The sequence below is a fragment of the Streptomyces iranensis genome (genome assembly GCF_017874715.1).
In the GTDB taxonomy this organism is placed as follows: Bacteria; Actinomycetota; Actinomycetes; order Streptomycetales; family Streptomycetaceae; genus Streptomyces; species Streptomyces iranensis.
On sequence record NZ_JAGGLR010000011.1, the window covers coordinates 281,671 to 297,094 of the forward strand.

The 15,424-nt window shown below is 70.0% G+C and carries 15 protein-coding genes and 1 pseudogene; 10 read left to right on the forward strand and 6 right to left on the reverse strand.

Annotated elements, in window-relative coordinates; genetic code table 11:
* Positions 1 to 75 precede the first annotated feature (75 nt).
* The 3 genes from J2Z30_RS21845 (at position 76) to J2Z30_RS21855 (ending at position 3,546) form a co-directional block, all read left to right on the forward strand.
* Positions 76 to 1,554: an aldehyde dehydrogenase family protein gene (locus J2Z30_RS21845; RefSeq protein WP_044566684.1), complete on the forward strand. Its 1,479-nt coding sequence runs from the start codon at positions 76 to 78 to the stop codon at positions 1,552 to 1,554.
* A 110-nt stretch (positions 1,555 to 1,664) separates the two neighbouring features.
* Positions 1,665 to 2,567 carry a dihydrodipicolinate synthase family protein gene (locus tag J2Z30_RS21850; RefSeq protein WP_044566683.1) on the forward strand — a complete coding sequence of 301 codons (903 nt, stop codon included), beginning with the start codon at positions 1,665 to 1,667 and terminating at the stop codon, positions 2,565 to 2,567.
* A gap of 202 nt (positions 2,568 to 2,769) precedes the next feature.
* Positions 2,770 to 3,546, forward strand: coding sequence for a FadR/GntR family transcriptional regulator (locus tag J2Z30_RS21855; protein ID WP_044566681.1), 777 nt, complete (start codon positions 2,770 to 2,772; stop codon positions 3,544 to 3,546).
* A gap of 30 nt (positions 3,547 to 3,576) precedes the next feature.
* Here J2Z30_RS21855 and J2Z30_RS21860 read toward each other — a convergent pair whose 3' ends face one another.
* Entirely contained in the window at positions 3,577 to 4,929 is a 1,353-nt protein-coding gene (locus J2Z30_RS21860; RefSeq protein ID WP_044566680.1) for an MFS transporter, read from the reverse strand.
* 133 nt (positions 4,930 to 5,062) lie between these two features.
* On the opposite strand from J2Z30_RS21860, the gene J2Z30_RS21865 reads away from it, so the two are divergent.
* Positions 5,063 to 5,998, forward strand: a complete 936-nt coding sequence (locus tag J2Z30_RS21865; protein ID WP_044566678.1) for a LysR family transcriptional regulator — start codon at positions 5,063 to 5,065, stop codon at positions 5,996 to 5,998.
* Positions 5,999 to 6,060: 62 nt separating this feature from the next.
* On the opposite strand, the gene J2Z30_RS21870 is transcribed toward J2Z30_RS21865, so the two are convergent.
* Together J2Z30_RS21870 and J2Z30_RS21875 are read right to left on the reverse strand one after the other, a co-directional pair.
* The gene (locus J2Z30_RS21870) at positions 6,061 to 6,630 is read right to left on the reverse strand and encodes a hypothetical protein (protein WP_044566677.1); all 570 of its coding nucleotides are present in this window, start codon (positions 6,628 to 6,630) and stop codon (positions 6,061 to 6,063) included.
* Between the two features lie 103 nt (positions 6,631 to 6,733).
* Positions 6,734 to 7,204 (reverse strand): winged helix-turn-helix transcriptional regulator, encoded by a 471-nt coding sequence (locus J2Z30_RS21875; protein WP_044566663.1) that lies wholly within the window; start codon positions 7,202 to 7,204, stop codon positions 6,734 to 6,736.
* A gap of 117 nt (positions 7,205 to 7,321) precedes the next feature.
* Here J2Z30_RS21875 and J2Z30_RS21880 point away from each other — a divergent pair, with 117 nt between their 5' ends.
* Entirely contained in the window at positions 7,322 to 8,611 is a 1,290-nt protein-coding gene (locus J2Z30_RS21880) for an MFS transporter (protein ID WP_052701103.1), read from the forward strand.
* A gap of 319 nt (positions 8,612 to 8,930) precedes the next feature.
* Here the strand turns inward: J2Z30_RS21880 and J2Z30_RS21885 are convergent, their stop codons facing one another.
* Together J2Z30_RS21885 and J2Z30_RS21890 are read right to left on the reverse strand one after the other, a co-directional pair.
* A complete protein-coding gene (locus J2Z30_RS21885; RefSeq protein WP_044566662.1) occupies positions 8,931 to 10,433 on the reverse strand; it encodes a sodium:solute symporter family protein in 1,503 nt (500 codons plus the stop codon).
* On the reverse strand, positions 10,430 to 10,630 hold the full coding sequence (locus J2Z30_RS21890; protein ID WP_044580669.1) for a DUF3311 domain-containing protein: 201 nt from the start codon (positions 10,628 to 10,630) through the stop codon (positions 10,430 to 10,432). The genes J2Z30_RS21885 and J2Z30_RS21890 overlap by 4 nt, the downstream gene beginning before the upstream one ends.
* 554 nt (positions 10,631 to 11,184) lie before the next feature.
* Here J2Z30_RS21890 and J2Z30_RS21895 point away from each other — a divergent pair.
* Genes J2Z30_RS21895 through J2Z30_RS50985 form a run of 5 tightly spaced genes read left to right on the forward strand, consistent with a single transcriptional unit; the run spans position 11,185 to position 15,353 of the window.
* Positions 11,185 to 11,574 carry an allophanate hydrolase-related protein gene (locus J2Z30_RS21895; RefSeq protein ID WP_044566660.1) on the forward strand — a complete coding sequence of 130 codons (390 nt, stop codon included), beginning with the start codon at positions 11,185 to 11,187 and terminating at the stop codon, positions 11,572 to 11,574.
* The gene (locus J2Z30_RS21900) at positions 11,574 to 12,404 is read left to right on the forward strand and encodes a hydroxypyruvate isomerase family protein (protein WP_044566658.1); all 831 of its coding nucleotides are present in this window, start codon (positions 11,574 to 11,576) and stop codon (positions 12,402 to 12,404) included. Before J2Z30_RS21895 ends, J2Z30_RS21900 begins: the two co-directional genes overlap by 1 nt.
* 39 nt (positions 12,405 to 12,443) lie before the next feature.
* Positions 12,444 to 13,382 carry a 2-hydroxy-3-oxopropionate reductase gene (locus J2Z30_RS21905; RefSeq protein WP_281062724.1) on the forward strand — a complete coding sequence of 313 codons (939 nt, stop codon included), beginning with the start codon at positions 12,444 to 12,446 and terminating at the stop codon, positions 13,380 to 13,382.
* Positions 13,383 to 13,419: 37 nt separating this feature from the next.
* Positions 13,420 to 15,198: a glyoxylate carboligase gene (gene gcl, locus J2Z30_RS21910; protein ID WP_078956382.1), complete on the forward strand. Its 1,779-nt coding sequence runs from the start codon at positions 13,420 to 13,422 to the stop codon at positions 15,196 to 15,198.
* Positions 15,199 to 15,221: 23 nt separating this feature from the next.
* Entirely contained in the window at positions 15,222 to 15,353 is a 132-nt protein-coding gene (locus tag J2Z30_RS50985) for a hypothetical protein (protein ID WP_281062725.1), read from the forward strand.
* Here the strand turns inward: J2Z30_RS50985 and J2Z30_RS52135 are convergent.
* Positions 15,293 to 15,420: pseudogene (locus J2Z30_RS52135) on the reverse strand (IS200/IS605 family transposase); the annotation flags it as partial. The gene J2Z30_RS50985 and the pseudogene J2Z30_RS52135 overlap by 61 nt on opposite strands.
* Between the last annotated feature and the right edge of the window lie 4 nt (positions 15,421 to 15,424).

A 15,424-nucleotide genomic window follows, 5' to 3' on the forward strand; every position in this document is an offset into this window, starting at 1 on the left:
GTATCATTGCCATTCAAGGCCAGTGTGACTAGCGTGCAGGTCATCCGAGGAGCCCGGCAGTGAACAGGAGCGGACATGACCTTCGATATCGACCCGGCGCAGGCACGCCGACGAGTCGCCGAACTGGCCGGCCGTGTCACCGGCAACTTCGTGGACGGGAGCTGGATCTCAGCGGGTGGCGAACGCCGAGCCGTACACGACCCGTCCACCGGTGAGGCGATCGGGTACACCAGCGACAGCACGGCCCAGGACGTGGCGGTGGCCGTGGAGGCCGCCAACCGGGCGAAGAAGGCATGGGCGGCCAAGACTCCGTCCGAGCGGTCGGCCGCGCTGCTGGGCCTGGCCGCCGCCGTCGAGGAGCAGGCCGAAGCGTTCGCCGTGATCGAGTCGGTGGACGCAGGCAAGCCCATCACCGCGGTCGTCGAGGAGGAGGTGCCCGGCCTCATTGATGCCATTCGCTACTTCGCGGGCGCCGCACGGAACCTACCGGCTCCCTCGGGAGGCGACTACCTGGCCGGCTATTCGTCCACGATGCGGCGCGAACCTGTGGGCGTCGTCGCGGCGATCACGCCGTGGAACTACCCCCTGCTCCAGGTGGTCGCCAAGGTCGTCCCGGCGATCGCCACCGGCAACACCGTCGTCGTCAAGCCGGCCGAGGCCACGCCCTACTCCACGGCGCGTTTCGCCGAGCTCGCCGCGCAGTACCTGCCCACGGGTGTCCTCAACGTGGTGTACGGGAGCGGAGCGGTAGCGGGTGCGGCGCTGTCCGAGCACCCCGATGTGGATCTGGTCTCCTTCACGGGCTCCATCGAAACGGGCCGCAAGGTCGGCATCGCCGCGGCGGACGGCGTCAAGAAGGCCGTCATGGAGCTGGGCGGCAATTCCCCCGTCCTCATCTTCGCGGACGCGGCGCTGGAGCATGCCTTGGACGCAATCTCCGCGGCCGCTCTCTACAACGGTGGCCAGGAGTGCATGTCGGCGAGCCGTGTCATCGCGCACGCCGACGTGTACGAGCGGGTAGTGGCCGGCCTGACGTCCCGTCTGGAACAGGTGGCCGTCGGAGACGTCCTTGACCCCAAGACAGTGCTGGGTCCCCTGATCACCGCCGAGCAGCGCGAGCGTGTCGCCGCGAAGGTCAAGAACGCGAGCGACGGCACGCGGATCACGACAGGCGGCGACAGCCTGCCGGGCGGCGGTTACTTCTTCGCCCCGACCCTGGTGGCCGGCGCACGCCAGGACGAGCACTTGGTCCAGGAGGAGATCTTCGGCCCGGTCATCACCGTGCAGAGCTTCGAGACCGAGTCCGAGGCCCTGGCGATGGCCAACGGCACCCGCTATGGACTCGCCTCGTCCGTCTTCACCTCCGATGTCGCCACAGCCGCGCGTGTCCAGGCCGAGCTCGGCTACGGAACGGTATGGGTCAACACCCACCTGGTCTTCGGTCCCGATCTGCCGGTCTCCGGCTTCAACGCCTCGGGTGTCGGCACCGAGAACTCGCAGGACGGCCTCCTGGAGTTCACGCGTCTCAAGCACGTCATGGTCGACCTGGCCTAGTCCGGTCCCCACTCCTCCTTCGGCGGGCCGCACTCACCTGCGCCCAGTGGCCGACCGCTTCGTCGACTTGGGCGGCCGCACTCAACGACATGGAAAGGGCTTCGTCCCCGATGAAGAAGAACCCGCAGATCAAGGGCATCCAGGTGGCCCTGGTGACGCCGTTCACCGAGGATGGCTCGCGCATCGACGAGCCGCTGCTTCGCGCCCACATAGAGCGGCTCGTCGCGGCCGGCGTCCACGGCATCGTCCCGACCGGCAGCACCGGCGAGTTCACCGCTCTGACCCTGGAGGAGCACAAGCGGGTGACCGAGGTGTGCGTCGAGGCCGCGGCTGGGCGCATCACGGTCATCCCCGGCACCGGCTCGATCGCCACCAAGAACGCCGTCGAGCTCAGCCGTCACGCCTCCGAGGCCGGCGCCGATGCCATCATGGTGGTCCCGCCCTTCTACGAGGGGATGTCGCCCCAGGAGCTGTCCACCTACCTCCGGGACATCTCCGACGTCGTCGACGTACCGATCGTCTACTACAACATCCCCGGCGCCACCGGCGTGAAGCTGTCGCCCGAGGAACTGTCGGAGCTCAGCAAGCTCGACGGTGTGCGCTACCTCAAGGACACCTCCGGTGACGCCGTCGCGCTGGGTGCTCTCCTGTCCCGGTACAGCGATCGCATCACCGCCTTCAACGGCTGGGACACGCTGACGTTCTACGGCCTGGCCGCCGGCGCCGAGGCCGCGATCTGGGGCGCGGCGAACTTCATCCCCGAGCTCGCGGTGCAGCTGTGGGAGGCCGTCGCCGAGCGCAAGGACCTGGAGGCCGGCCGGCAGCTGTGGGCCAAGATCTGGCCTATCTGCGACTTCCTGGAGTCGCACAATTACTGCGCGGGCATCAAGGCGGGCCTGGACGTCGTCGGACACAGCGCGGGCCCCGCCCGCAGGCCGACTCTCGCCCTGGGCACCGATGAGTGCGCCACGCTGGTTCAGCTGCTGAAGAGCGCGGGCGTGGCAGTGGCCTGATCCATCCACGCTCATGAACGCCCGGCCGCTGCCGGGTGCCCGGCCCCGAAGTCCGCGACTGACCCCGTGCGGCTTCGGGGCCCGACGCGCTCGCCCTCGCACCCGCGCGAGGGCGAGTTCTTCCGCGCCTGCACAGTTACCCATTGGCAACATGCATTACCGTAGACGGTAATGCCCGATTCCTCTCCAAGGGATGACATCCATGCGTCAGTTCGCTCCTGTTCGTTCACGACGGGTCACGCACGACGTGATGGCGCAGTTCCTCGACCGGTTGAAGTCGGGTGAACTGCGCGAGGGCGACGCTCTGCTGGGTGAACGCGTTCTGGCAGCACAGATGGACGTCTCCCGCCCCACGATCAGCCACGTCATCGGTCGGCTCACCGAGGCGGGAATCCTCAAGAGCGGTCAGGGACGCAATGGCAACGCCGAAGTCATCTCCATCTGGATCCCGGAATGGCTGGAAGAGGACACCAATGAGGTCGCCGGCGATCTGTCGCCCGAGACAATCTTCCGTATTCTCGAAGCACGGAAGGCTGTGGAGCCGCGCGTTGCCCAGCTGGCGGCGCTGCGGGCCACCGATCAGATCTACGACGAGATGGCGCGTTCCATCCAGCTGCTGCGCAAGCAGCGCGATGACGTAACGCGCGCCCAGCAGGCGGAGCAGCTTTTCCACCGCATCATGTGGCGCGCGGCGGGCAACCCGTCGCTGGAGCGCATGATGAAGGGTCTCGAGACCGAGATCGCCCCGATCCACGAGCTGATGCTGCGCACGCCGGAGGACTACGAAGCGGGCGTCGAACTGCACGAGGCCACCCTGGCCGCGATGATGCGCGGGGATCCTGAGGAGATCGAACGGGAGATGGTGCGCCACCTGACCCACTTCGAGATGATCGTCGAGGACTCCCTGCAGCGCACCCCGCGACGCAGGCTGCCCTCTTTCTTGATGCCGTTGGCCGGCGAAAATCGACCCGCACGCTGACGTGGACGGGATCACGCTCATCGCGCCCCATCATGTGCTGCCGCTCGACTGGCTCGAGTACGGATCCGGTCTCGGACGCGTGGTCGGTTCCGGCTCTGGCTCCCGCTCCGGCTCCGGTTCCGGCTCCGGTTCCGGCCCCGGCTCCGAGAGACGCGCTGCCGCGCGGCGGGGGAGCAGCAGTGGGGTCGCCAGCAGGAGCACGCCGGCCAGGGCGATGGCCGTACGCGGGCCGAGCAGCCCGCCCAGTACGCCCCAGACGGCCGTCAGGAGCGCGGTCGAGGCCTTGGTCGTCACCGCCCAGGCGGACAGCGTGCGGGCGACCCGATCGGGCGCGGTGCGCTCGAGGCGGTAGGTGGCGTACACGGGGTTGAAGACCCCGCAGCAGAAGATGAGCCCGAGCTCGACGCCCATCACCAGCAGCAGCCCGCCGGTCCCCGGCCCCAGGAGGGCCAGGCCGACGGGCCAGATCGCGCGCAGCGCCCCGACCGCGACCAGGACTTGGTGCTGCCCGAACCGGGTGACGAGCGGTCGGGTCAGCCATGAACCGAGCAGCCCGCCGATCGAGGGCGCGGCGAAGGCGAGTCCGTACTGCCACGGCGTGAACCCGAGCCGGCCCAGCATCAGGACGGCCAGCAGCGGCTGGGCGGCCATCACCAGGCCGTTGAACAAGGCGGTGTTGAAGAACAGCGGACGCAGCGTCGCGTCGGCGAGGATGTAACGCCAACCGTCGAGCAGGTCCCTGGTCCGCATGCGCGGAGTCTCCCGGCGCTCCGGGCGCGGCTCGTGTCCGCCCATCGCGCGGATGCCCAGGGCCGAGAGCAGGTAGCTGACCGCGTCGGCCACCACCGTCGCCACCGGACCGAGGAGCCCGATCGCCGCGCCGCCCAGCGGCGGTCCGATGATCGTGGTCGTCCAGGCCGTGGACTCGAACCGGGCGTTGGCGACGAGCAGGCCATCGGCCGGCAGCAGCGTCTTCAGGTACGCGCCGGAGGCGGCGCGGAAGGTGATGTCGGCCGCCGCGACGACGACCGAGACCAGCAGGAGCTGAAGGAAGGTGAGCGCGCCGAGCGCGAACGCGGCGGGGATCGTCAGCAGTGCCGCGCACCGCACCAGGTCCATCGTGATCAGCACCGGCCGCTTGCGGCGGAACTCCACCCACGGGCCGAGCGGCACCGCCACGGCCGCGCCCACCGCGGCCCCGACGGAGGAGAGCGCGGCGACCTCGGCCGCTCCGGCGTGCAGCACCTGGATGGCGAGCAGCGGGAACGCGCCGAAGGCGAGCCAGGTGCCGAGCGCGCTGGTCCCGTACGCGCCCCAGAGCCACCCGAACCGCCGCCCCAGCCGATGTCCGAACAGCTGTCCCGGTCGGTGCCCGCTCCTCATACCCGATGCCCCTCGCCACTCATTCGCACAACCGATCCGCGATCGGAAGCATCAAAGCGAGCGCCATACCCAGGGATCAAACAACCGCGGGGCCGCCTGCCACAACCGATGGTTGTGGCCCTAGGGTTTCGGCATGGACCTCGACACCGTCCGGACCTTCGTCGCCGCCGCCGACGCGGGGCAGTTCCAGGAGGCCGCCGCCGAGCTCGCGGTCACCCAGCAGGCCGTCTCCAAGCGCATCGCCGCGCTGGAGCGCGACCTCGGAGTGCGGCTCTTCAACCGCACTCCGCGCGGCGCCGGGCTCACCATCGACGGGCAGGCGTTCCTGCCCCACGCGCGCGAGCTGCTGCGCGTCGCCGAGCGCGCGGTCTCGTCCGTGCGCACCGGCCGCCGTCCGCTGCGCGTCGACGTGATCGCCTCGCGCAGCGCGCAGTCGAGCCTGATGCGCGGCTTCCACCACGCGCACCCCGAGATCGACCTCGACGTGGTGATGCTGTTCGATGTCGAGACGGCCGTCGCCGCCATCCGGTCCGGTACGATCGACGCCTCCTTCCGAGCCGTCGCCATGCCCGGTCGGCCCCTTCCCGAGGACATCGAGTCCGTCCGGGTGCTCGACGAGCCGCTCCAGCTCCTCACCGGCCCCGCCCACGCGCTGGCGGGCGCCCGGTCGGTGACCGTCGCCCAGCTCGCCGGGCACCGGATCTGGATGCCCGGCATCGTCCCCGGCACCGAATGGGCCGCCTACTACGACGACCTCGTCGCCGAGTTCGGGCTCACCATCGAGGCGACGGGCCCCAACTTCGGCTCCGACGCACTCCTCGACACCATCGCCGACACCCCGGCCCTGGCCACCTTCATGAGCGAGCAGACCCGCCTCGTCTGGCCCGCCGGCCACGGCCTGCGCCGCATCCCGGTGACCGACCCGACGCCCGTCTACCCGCACTCGCTCCTCTGGCACCGCGACAACCCCCACCCGGCGCTGGCCACCCTCCGCGCCCACCTCGCCACCACGGCGACCGGCCACGACGCCACCGGGACCTGGGCGCCGGGCTGGGTCATTCCGCGCTGAACGCCGCCACGTCCTCGACCACCGTGGCCGGGCCGAGACCGCCTGAGCGGCCGCCCGGGGCCTCAGTCCAGCATCTTGACCATGTCATCGATCACGCCTTCGTTCGTGAACCGTGCCAGCCATGTGGCGAACCGCGGGCCGAACGCGCACATGGCCGCCTTGCCGATGGCCACTTCCTCGTCTTCGTCGGGCGGAGTGAGACCGAAGTTCCGTTCCAGCCACGTCAGGTACTCCTGCCGCGCCGGGAAGAGCTCGTCGAGGTCCTCGTCCTCGTAGGCGACGTCACGTTCGACGGGGAGCAGCCGGAGCAGCTCTCGCAGGTTGCGCGCATGGACCCACACGTCGCCCTCGTCGCCGAGGAACACGACGGGAAGGTCCGCGAGGTCGGCCCGGTCGTCGAACCGCCACAGCGCGTAGCCCGAACCGCTGCCGGTGGCGTGTGCGAAAGGGATCAGCTGGTCGAAGAACTCGGCGCGGCTGGGGTTCTCCGGATCGTCCAGCCAGCCCTTGAGCTCGCTCTTGTCGTCGTAGTCGAGCAGCTCGAAGCCATCCGCGTAGCTGTGCGTCCCGAACTGATCGTCGAACTCCCGGAGGAGATTGAGCTCCAGGATGGGCGAGTACACGCTGTTCATGAATGCCACCGTGATGGAGAGGCGGGTCGTGTGACCGCATCGTATTGCCACCGGTGTATGCGTGGGACGCGGATGCGGCAACACCCCTGTCAACACCCGGAGATCACCCGCCCTTCCCGCCCTCCTTCTCCGGCACCTTCTCCACGACCGTGTCCTCCGGCTCCACCGGCCGTCCGTCCGCCGTCTGAATCCGCAAAGGGCGCAACGGGCGGCCGGTCCGGCGGTCCAGCAGGCGGGAGTGGTCCTCGCCCGTGGTGAAGCACTGCTCCTCGCCCCACTGGCGCAGAGCGACGATCACCGGGAACAAGGCGCGGCCCTTGTCCGTGAGGAGGTACTCGCGGTGGGACCCGCCGTCCGGCGCGGGCTCGGCGTGCAGCACCCCGGCCTTCTCCAGCGCGCGCAGCCGTGCCGCCAGGATGTTCTTGGCGATGCCGAGACCGCGTTGGAACTCGCCGAAGCGGCGGCTGCCGTCGAAGGCGTCCCGCACGATCAGCAGCGACCACCAGTCGCCGATGGCGTTCACCGTCCGGGCGACGGGACAGGGGGCGGCGTCGAAACGGGTGCGGGCGACCATCCGTGGCTCCTCTCCTCCAGCTCCCCGGATCCCTCCCAGGGATGGTTGCAACATGCTACCTCGCACGGCTACTGTCGCGTCGGTAGCAAGATGCAACCGAACGGAAGGTGTGTCGGTATGGCGATCGAGCGCTCCGGTGCGGTCGGTGCGGTCGGCGGGTGCGGCGGGACCGGCGGCCACCGGGCGCCTGCCACGGCACCGGCGCCGGACGCGTCGCCACCCGCCGAGCTCGTGCCCCTGCTCGCACTCGCCTGCGGCAGCTCCGTCGCCACCGTCTACTTCGCCCAGCCCCTGCTGGTGACCCTCGGCGAGCGGTTCGCGCTCGGCTCGGGGCTGCTCGGTGTGATCGTCACCGTGACTCAACTCGGCTATGCGGCAGGCCTGTTGACGCTGGTGCCGCTCGGCGACCTGCTCGACCGCCGACGGCTGGTCACCGGTCAGCTCGGACTGCTGGCACTGGCACTGCTGGCCGCCGGGCTTGCGCCGGGCGTGGCGGCGCTGCTCGGCGCGCTCGCCGTGGTCGGACTGCTCGCCGTTGTCGCCCAGACGATGGTCGCGGCGGCTGCCGCCCTGACCCCGCCCGCCCGGCGTGGCCGTGCCGTCGGGACGGTCACCGGCGGTATCGTCACCGGAATCCTGCTGGCCCGCGCCGCCGCGGGCGTCCTCGCCGACCTCGCCGGCTGGCGGGCGGTCTACCTGGCGTCCGCGGGCGTCACCGCCGTCCTCGCCTTGTCGCTGCGTCGTGTTCTGCCCCCGGGCGCGCCGTCCGCCGGGATGCGCGAGGCGTCGTACGGACGGCTGGTGGCCTCGACCGTCACCCTGTTCGTCCGCCATCCGCTGCTGCGGGTCCGGGGCGTGCTCGCACTGCTGGTGTTCGCGGCCTTCAGCACGCTGTGGAGCGGTGTGGCACAGCCCCTGAGCGGTCCGCCGTGGTCGCTGTCGCACACCGCGATCGGAGCGTTCGGGCTCGCCGGGGCGGCCGGGGCTGTCGCTGCCGGAGTGGCCGGGCGCTGGAACGACCGGGGGCTCGCCGAGCACACGACCGGCGCCGGCCTCGCCCTGCTGGCGCTCTCCTGGCTCCCGATCGCCCTGACCGGGCAATCGCTGTGGGCGCTGGCGATCGGCGCCGTCCTGCTGGACTTCGCCGTGCAGGCCGTCCACGTCACCAACCAGACCCTGATCCACGCCGTCCGGCCCGACGCGGGCAGCAGGATCATCGGCGGCTACATGGTCTTCTACTCGGCGGGCAGCAGCCTCGGCGCCCTCGGCTCCTCCCTCGCCTACGCGACGGCGGGGTGGCCCGCCGTGACGGTCCTCGGCGCGTCGTTCAGCCTCGCCGCCCTGCTGCTGTGGGCGACAACCCGCACACTGAAACACCCCGATGAGAGGAGTGCGGATGTCAACTGACCGGCAGGCCACGGACCTTGAGGCATACACGGCTCGCGCGCGGAGCGGGCCGTGCTTCGTCTGCTCGTTCCTGGCCGGACATCCGGGCTACTCGCACGAGACGGTCTACGAGGACGCCGGCAGGCGTCCCCTACGAGCAGCAGCAGTTCCACGCCCTGATGACCGAGAGCGGGGTCCTGTCCGTGCCGTGCCACCGGAGGAGGCCGCCGATATGGCCGCGCGCCTGCGCACGGCCATCGCTGCCCGGGGATTCCCTCCCAGGAGTAACCGAAGCCCCGGGCCGGGGGCGCCCGTATGAGGCCCCGACCCGGGGAGCGGGTCAGCCGGTGCCGGCCGTGGCTTCGGGTTCGGGGCGCAGGGGAGCGGTGGTTACGGGGGCGGGGTTCGCGGTGCGGGTGACGGCGGAGGTGGCCACCATGACCACCGTGTTGAGGACGAGGGCGATGATGCCGACGTTGAGGTCCTTCACCGCCTGGGGGAGTCCCGGCAGGAGGCTGCCCACCGTGGCTCCGGAGAGGGTGACGACGGCGACCGTGGTGACTCCGGCGATGATGCCCGCCGCCGCTCCCTCCTTGGTGACGAATTGCCGTGGCGCGAAGCTCGCCAGCAGGGCGGGGAAGAGCTGGGTGACCAGCGCGTAGCCCATGAGCAGCAGCGAGACGATCGAGCTGCCGCCGTTGAAGGTGAAGTAGAGGGAGATCAGGGCGAGGGCGGGCACCAGCAGCTGTGCGAGGCGGGCGATGTGTTTCTCGCTGGTGTGGGGCCGGGCGAGGCGGTAGACGTTCTTCGCCAGGCAGGTCGCGGAGGTCATGAGGAGCAGGGATCCGGGGACCAGCGCGGTGAGCATCCCGGCGCCACCGACGATGCCGACGAACCAGGAGGGGAAGGTGGCGGTGGTGATGCGCAGCAGGGACAGGTCGGCGTCGGCGCCTTTGAGGCCGGGCACGACCAGGACGGCGGTGAAGCCGACGAAGAATACGAAGAGCAGGATGAGCTGGTAGAGCGGCATGAGGATGGCGTTGCGCCGGAAGACGCGTTCGTTCTGGGCGCTGTAGGAGGCGCTGAAGTTGTGCGGCCACATGTAGAACCCGACCGCCGAGAGCAGCACGGTGGAGGCGAACCATGAGGTGCTCATGCCGCTGGAGGGCAGCGTGAGGAGCTGGGGGTGGGCCTTGTCCACCGCGTGGAACATCTCCCCGACGCCGCCGAAGTAGTGCATCGGCAGATAGATGCCGAGGATGAGGACGATCGCGAGGATGACGACGTCTTTGAGCACCGAGGTCCAGGCCGAGCCGTGGATGCCCGAGATCGTCACATAGAGGGTCAGCGCCACCGTGCCGATCACGATGGCCCAGTGGGAGGAGATACGGCCGTCGGAGGAGATGGACACGATGATCCCCAGCCCTTTGAGCTGGAGGACGAGATAGGGCACCATCGCGACGACTCCGACGAGGGCCACCAGCGCGCCGAGCAGCGGGCTGTTGAACTTGGCGACGAAGAAGTCGGACTGCGAGATCAGCCGGTGCTGCTTGGCGTAGCGCCACACGGCCGGGAGCAGCCAGTACGACAGGACGTAGGCCAGTGAGGCGTAACAGAGGATGTAGTACGCGGGCGCGCCCTTGCCGTAGGCCCATCCCGAGGCGCCCAGGAAGGTGAAGGTCGTGTAGATCTCGCCGGCCAGCAGCAGGAAGACGAAGACCGTCCCGAAGCCACGGCCGCCCACCGACCACTGTTCGAGATCCATGTCCCTGCCACGGCGGGCGCGCAGTCCCAGGCCCAGGGCGGCGAGCAGGAAGGCGAAGATGACGGAGAGGGCGATCATGAGCTCTGCTCCTCCCGGTTCGCCGGGTCCAGGCGGTAGATGACGGCCATGGTCGCCGAGATCAGCACGACCCACATGACCAGCCAGAAGAGGTTGAACGGCATACCGAGGACGTAAGGCGTCACCCGGTTCGCGAAGAAGATTCCCCCGAGGATCCCGAGGAATGGGATCGCGCCGAGCAGATGGATGGGTTTCACGTAGAGAACCTCCTGGGCCGGGCCGTACTCCACTGGTGGGGCGAGGCCGTCTGGGGCGGGGTGGCACGTCTCGCGCGGTGCGGCCGGGACGGGGCCGTTGAGACGCCGCGCATGGCGTAGGAGAGACGGCGCATCAGCTGGTCGCCTACCGCTGACCGGGGCCGCTGACCAGGCCCGCCGACCGGGGGCCGCCGACCAAGGCCTCGGCGGCAGGTGAGGACGGGGCCGAAGTGCTTTTCGCCATGCGGAATTTATTTTTCGATTGGCAGATGTATAGGTCCGCCGTGGTGGCCTGTCAAGGCTTTTCGCGTCCCCGCTCCGCCCATCCGTCCGGACGTCGCCACCGTGCCGATGAGTCTGCCACCGAAGCGCGGGGCGTGGGGTGGGGGTGTTCGGGGTGAGTGACGGGTCGGGGGGTTGTTATTCCGCATTGCAGAAAATACTATCCACATCGCAGAAGACCCCGACGCTCTGCCGCCCCCGGCTGGCCGGCACCCCACTCCGGTTCCGGCCCATCACCCGTACTCGCACGCCCTCAAGAAAGGGGAGATCTCATGGCACGCATGTTCCTCAACGGCCAGGCGATGGAGGGTGGCCCCTTCCATCACCACCTGCGCGGAGCCCCCCTCGTGGCCCGGACCCGCACCGCCCCCGGCTACCGCCTCTTCTCGATCCGGGACACCTGCCCCGGGCTGCTGCCCGACCCCGGTGCCGGCACCGCGGTGGAAGGCGAGGTCTACGACGTCCCCGACGAGGTGCTGCGCGACCACCTGCTGCCCGCCGAGCCGCCGGAACTGGAGTTCGGGATCATCCGGCTCCCGGACGGTTCCTCGTCCTTCTCGATGGTCCTTCGCCGCGGCGAGCTGGAGAGGGGCGTTCACAAGGAGATCACCGACTTCGGCGGCTGGCGTCCGTACCTGAAGAGCCTCGGCCGGGAGCACTGATGAAGAGCCGACTTCCCTGCACGGTCAATCTGTCAATCCTGTTCACCGAGCTGCCGCTGCTCGAGCGTCCGGCCGCCGCGAAGGCCGCGGGGTTCGACGCGGTCGAATTCTGGTGGCCCTACCCGACGGCCGTGCCGACGGACGCGGAGGCCGATGCCTTCGTGCGGGCGGTGCGTGCCGCCGGTGTCCGCCTGACCGGCCTGAACTTCTTCGCCGGGGACATGCCCGGGGGCGACCGGGGCCTGGTGTCCTGGCCGGGCCGGGCCGCGGAGTTCCGCGACAACATCGACGTCACCATGGCGATCGGCGAGCAACTGGGATGCCGTTCGTTCAACGCGCTGTACGGCAACCGGGTCGACGGCGCCGCCCCGGCGGAGCAGGACGACCTGGCGGTGGAGAACCTGGCGCTGGCGGCCAAGGCCGCCGAGCGCGTAGGCGGCACGATCCTGCTGGAGCCGGTCAGCGGCGCCCCGGCGTATCCGCTGCTCACCGCGGCGGACACGACCGCCGTCATCGACCGGGTGGCGGCCGAGTCCGGCAGCCGCAACCTCCGTCTCCTGGCCGACCTCTACCACCTCTCCGTCAACGGTGACGACGTGGCCGGGGTGATCGCCACTCACGCCGACCGCATCGGCCATGTCCAGATCGCCGACGCACCCGGGCGGGGCGCGCCCGGTACGGGACGGCTGGACCTCGACGGGCTGTTGCTGCGCCTCCAGGCCGCGGGCTACGGCGGCTGGGTGGGCCTGGAGTACAAGTCCGAGGGCCCGAGCGCGGACAGCTTCGACTGGCTCCCACGCGAGCGGCGCGGCAGCGACCGCCACGCCTGACCCGGTCCCTGACCCGCCGTTCCGGACCACCACGACGACATGGACGACACGGACGACACGGACGACTCGAAGGAACCTACGATGATCGCCACTTCCCGGAAGATCGCCTTCATCGGCCTGGGCATCATGGGCGGCCCGATGGCCGCCAACCTGGTGAAGGCCGGACACACCGTCACTGGCCACAACCGCAGCCGCGCGGCCGTGGACACCCTGGCCGCGGCCGGTGGCAGGGGCGCCGACAGCATCGCCGAGGCGGTGCGCGAAGCCGAGGTCGTGATCACCATGGTCCCGGCCGACCCGCAGGTGAAGGAGATCGTCCTCGGCGAGGGCGGCGTCCTGGAACACGCCAGGCCGGGCAGCTTGCTGATCGACATGAGCAGTATCACCCCGCAGACCTCGCTGGAGGTGGCCGCCGCCGCGCGGGACAAGGGCCTGCGTACGCTCGACGCCCCGGTGTCCGGCGGCGAGGCGGGCGCCATCGAGGGAGTGCTGTCCATCATGGTCGGCGGCGACCCGGACGACTTCGCCGACGCCAGGCCGGTGTTCGAGGCACTGGGCACCACCATCGTGCACGTCGGCCCGCACGGGGCCGGGCAGACGGTCAAGGCCGCCAACCAGCTGATGGTGGCCATCCACCTGCAGTCCCTGGCCGAGGCCGTGGTCTTCCTGGAGAACGCGGGCGTGGACCTGGAGGCGGCACTGGAGGTCCTGGGCGGGGGCCTGGCCGGCTCCACCGTCCTGGCCCGCAAGCGGCAGGCGGTGCTCGACCGCGACTTCAAGCCCGGCTTCCGTATCGACCTGCATCACAAGGACATGGGCATCGTCACCGACGCGGCACGGGCCGTGGGGACGCCCCTGCCGGTCGGCGCTCTCGTCGCCCAACTGGTCGCCTCGGCCCGCGCCCGCGGCGACGGCGGGCTCGACCACTCCGCCCTGCTGCGCGGCGTCGAGCGGCTGGCCGGCCGCGCCACCCACTGAACCCACCCCCGATTGTCCAATCGACAGGAGCATCCCCATGGCTCGAATGACCGCGGCCCAGGCGGCGGTGGAGATCCTCAAGCGTGAGGGAACCACCCATGTCTTCGGTCTGCCCGGTGCGGCGATCAATCCCTTCTACTCCGCGATGCGCACCAACGGCGGCCTGACGCATGTCCTCGCCCGGCATGTGGAGGGGGCCTCGCACATGGCCGAGGGCTACACCCGCGCGAAGGCCGGGAACATCGGGGTCTGCGTGGGCACCAGCGGCCCCGCGGGCACCGACATGATCACCGGTCTGTACTCGGCCGCGGCGGACTCGATCCCGATCCTGTGCATCACCGGCCAGGCACCGGTGGCCAAGCTGCACAAGGAGGACTTCCAGGCCGTCGACATCGCCTCCATCGCGGGGCCGCTGACCAAGATGGCGATGACCGTGCTGGAGCCGGCGCAGGTGCCCGGCGCGTTCCAGCAGGCGTTCCACCTCATGCGTTCCGGCCGGCCCGGTCCGGTGCTGATCGATCTGCCGATCGACGTCCAGATGGCGGAGATCGAGTTCGACCTGGAGACGTACGAGCCGCTTCCGGCCCATCGGCCGGTCGCCACCCGGGCGCAGATCGACAAGGCCGTCCAGCTGCTCCAGGCCGCCGAACGGCCGCTGATCGTCGCCGGCGGCGGCGTCATCAACGCCGACGCGAGCGAATCGCTGGTGGAGTTCGCCCAGCTGACCGGGGTGCCGGTGGTGCCCACGCTGATGGGCTGGGGCTCCATCCCCGACGACCATCCGCTCATGGCGGGCATGGTCGGTCTGCAGACCTCCCACCGCTACGGCAATGCCACCCTGCTGGAGTCCGACTTCGTCCTCGGTGTCGGCAACCGCTGGGCGAACCGCCACACCGGCGGCCTCGACACGTACACCCGGGGCCGCACCTTCGTCCACGTCGACATCGAACCCACCCAGATCGGCCGGGTCTTTCCCCCCGACTACGGCATCGTCTCCGACGCCGGGCCCGCGCTGGAGCTCTTCGTCGCGGCGGCGCGGGAGCTGAAGGCCGACGGAGCCCTCAGGGACCGCGGCGACTGGGCCGACAGCTGCCGGCAGCGCAAGGCCACCATGCTCCGCAGGACCCACTTCGACCAGGTGCCGGTCAAGCCGCAGCGGGTCTACGAGGAGATGAACAAGGCGTTCGGGCCCGACACGCGCTACGTCTCCACGATCGGCCTTTCCCAGATCCAGGCCGCGCAGATGCTCCACGTCTACCGCCCCCGGCACTGGATCAACGCCGGCCAGGCCGGGCCGCTGGGCTGGACCGTGCCCGCCGCCCTGGGAGTCGCGACCGCCGATCCGGGCGCCACCGTCGTCGCCCTCTCCGGCGACTACGACTTCCAATTCATGATCGAGGAACTCGCCGTCGGCGCCCAGTTCCAGATCCCCTACCTCCACATCGTCGTCAACAACGCCTACCTCGGTCTGATCCGCCAGGCGCAGCGCGGCTTCGACATGGACTACTGCGTCCAGCTGTCCTTCGACAACGTCAACGCCCCCGAGCTGGGCGGCTACGGCGTCGACCACGTCAAGGTCGCCGAGGGGCTGGGCTGCAAGGCCGTCCGCGTGCTCGAGCCCGACCGCATCGCGCCCGCCATCGAGGAGGCCAAGAAGCTCATGGCCGAGCACCGGGTACCGGTGGTCGTCGAGGTCATCCTCGAACGCGTCACCAACGTGTCCATGGGAACCGAACTCGACAACGTCGCGGAGTTCGAGGAAGTGGCCACCGGCCCCCACCACGCCCCGACGGCGCTCCGCGTGGCCCTCGGCTGACCCCCGGGAACAGGAGAGAGAGCATGAGCGACTTCACCCGGCTTCCCGATCTCGCCGCCCGTGCCCTCGGCGGCGGTGTCGTCGCGGCCAAGCCGCGCGTCAGCATGGTGTCCGTCATAGCCTTGCGCCGGTACTTCGTGACGAAAACCAAGTGAACTGCAGGTTGTAGACAACGTGACGGCCCGTGCGTATATCGGGATTCGGGTTCCAGCGTGGTGACATGAAT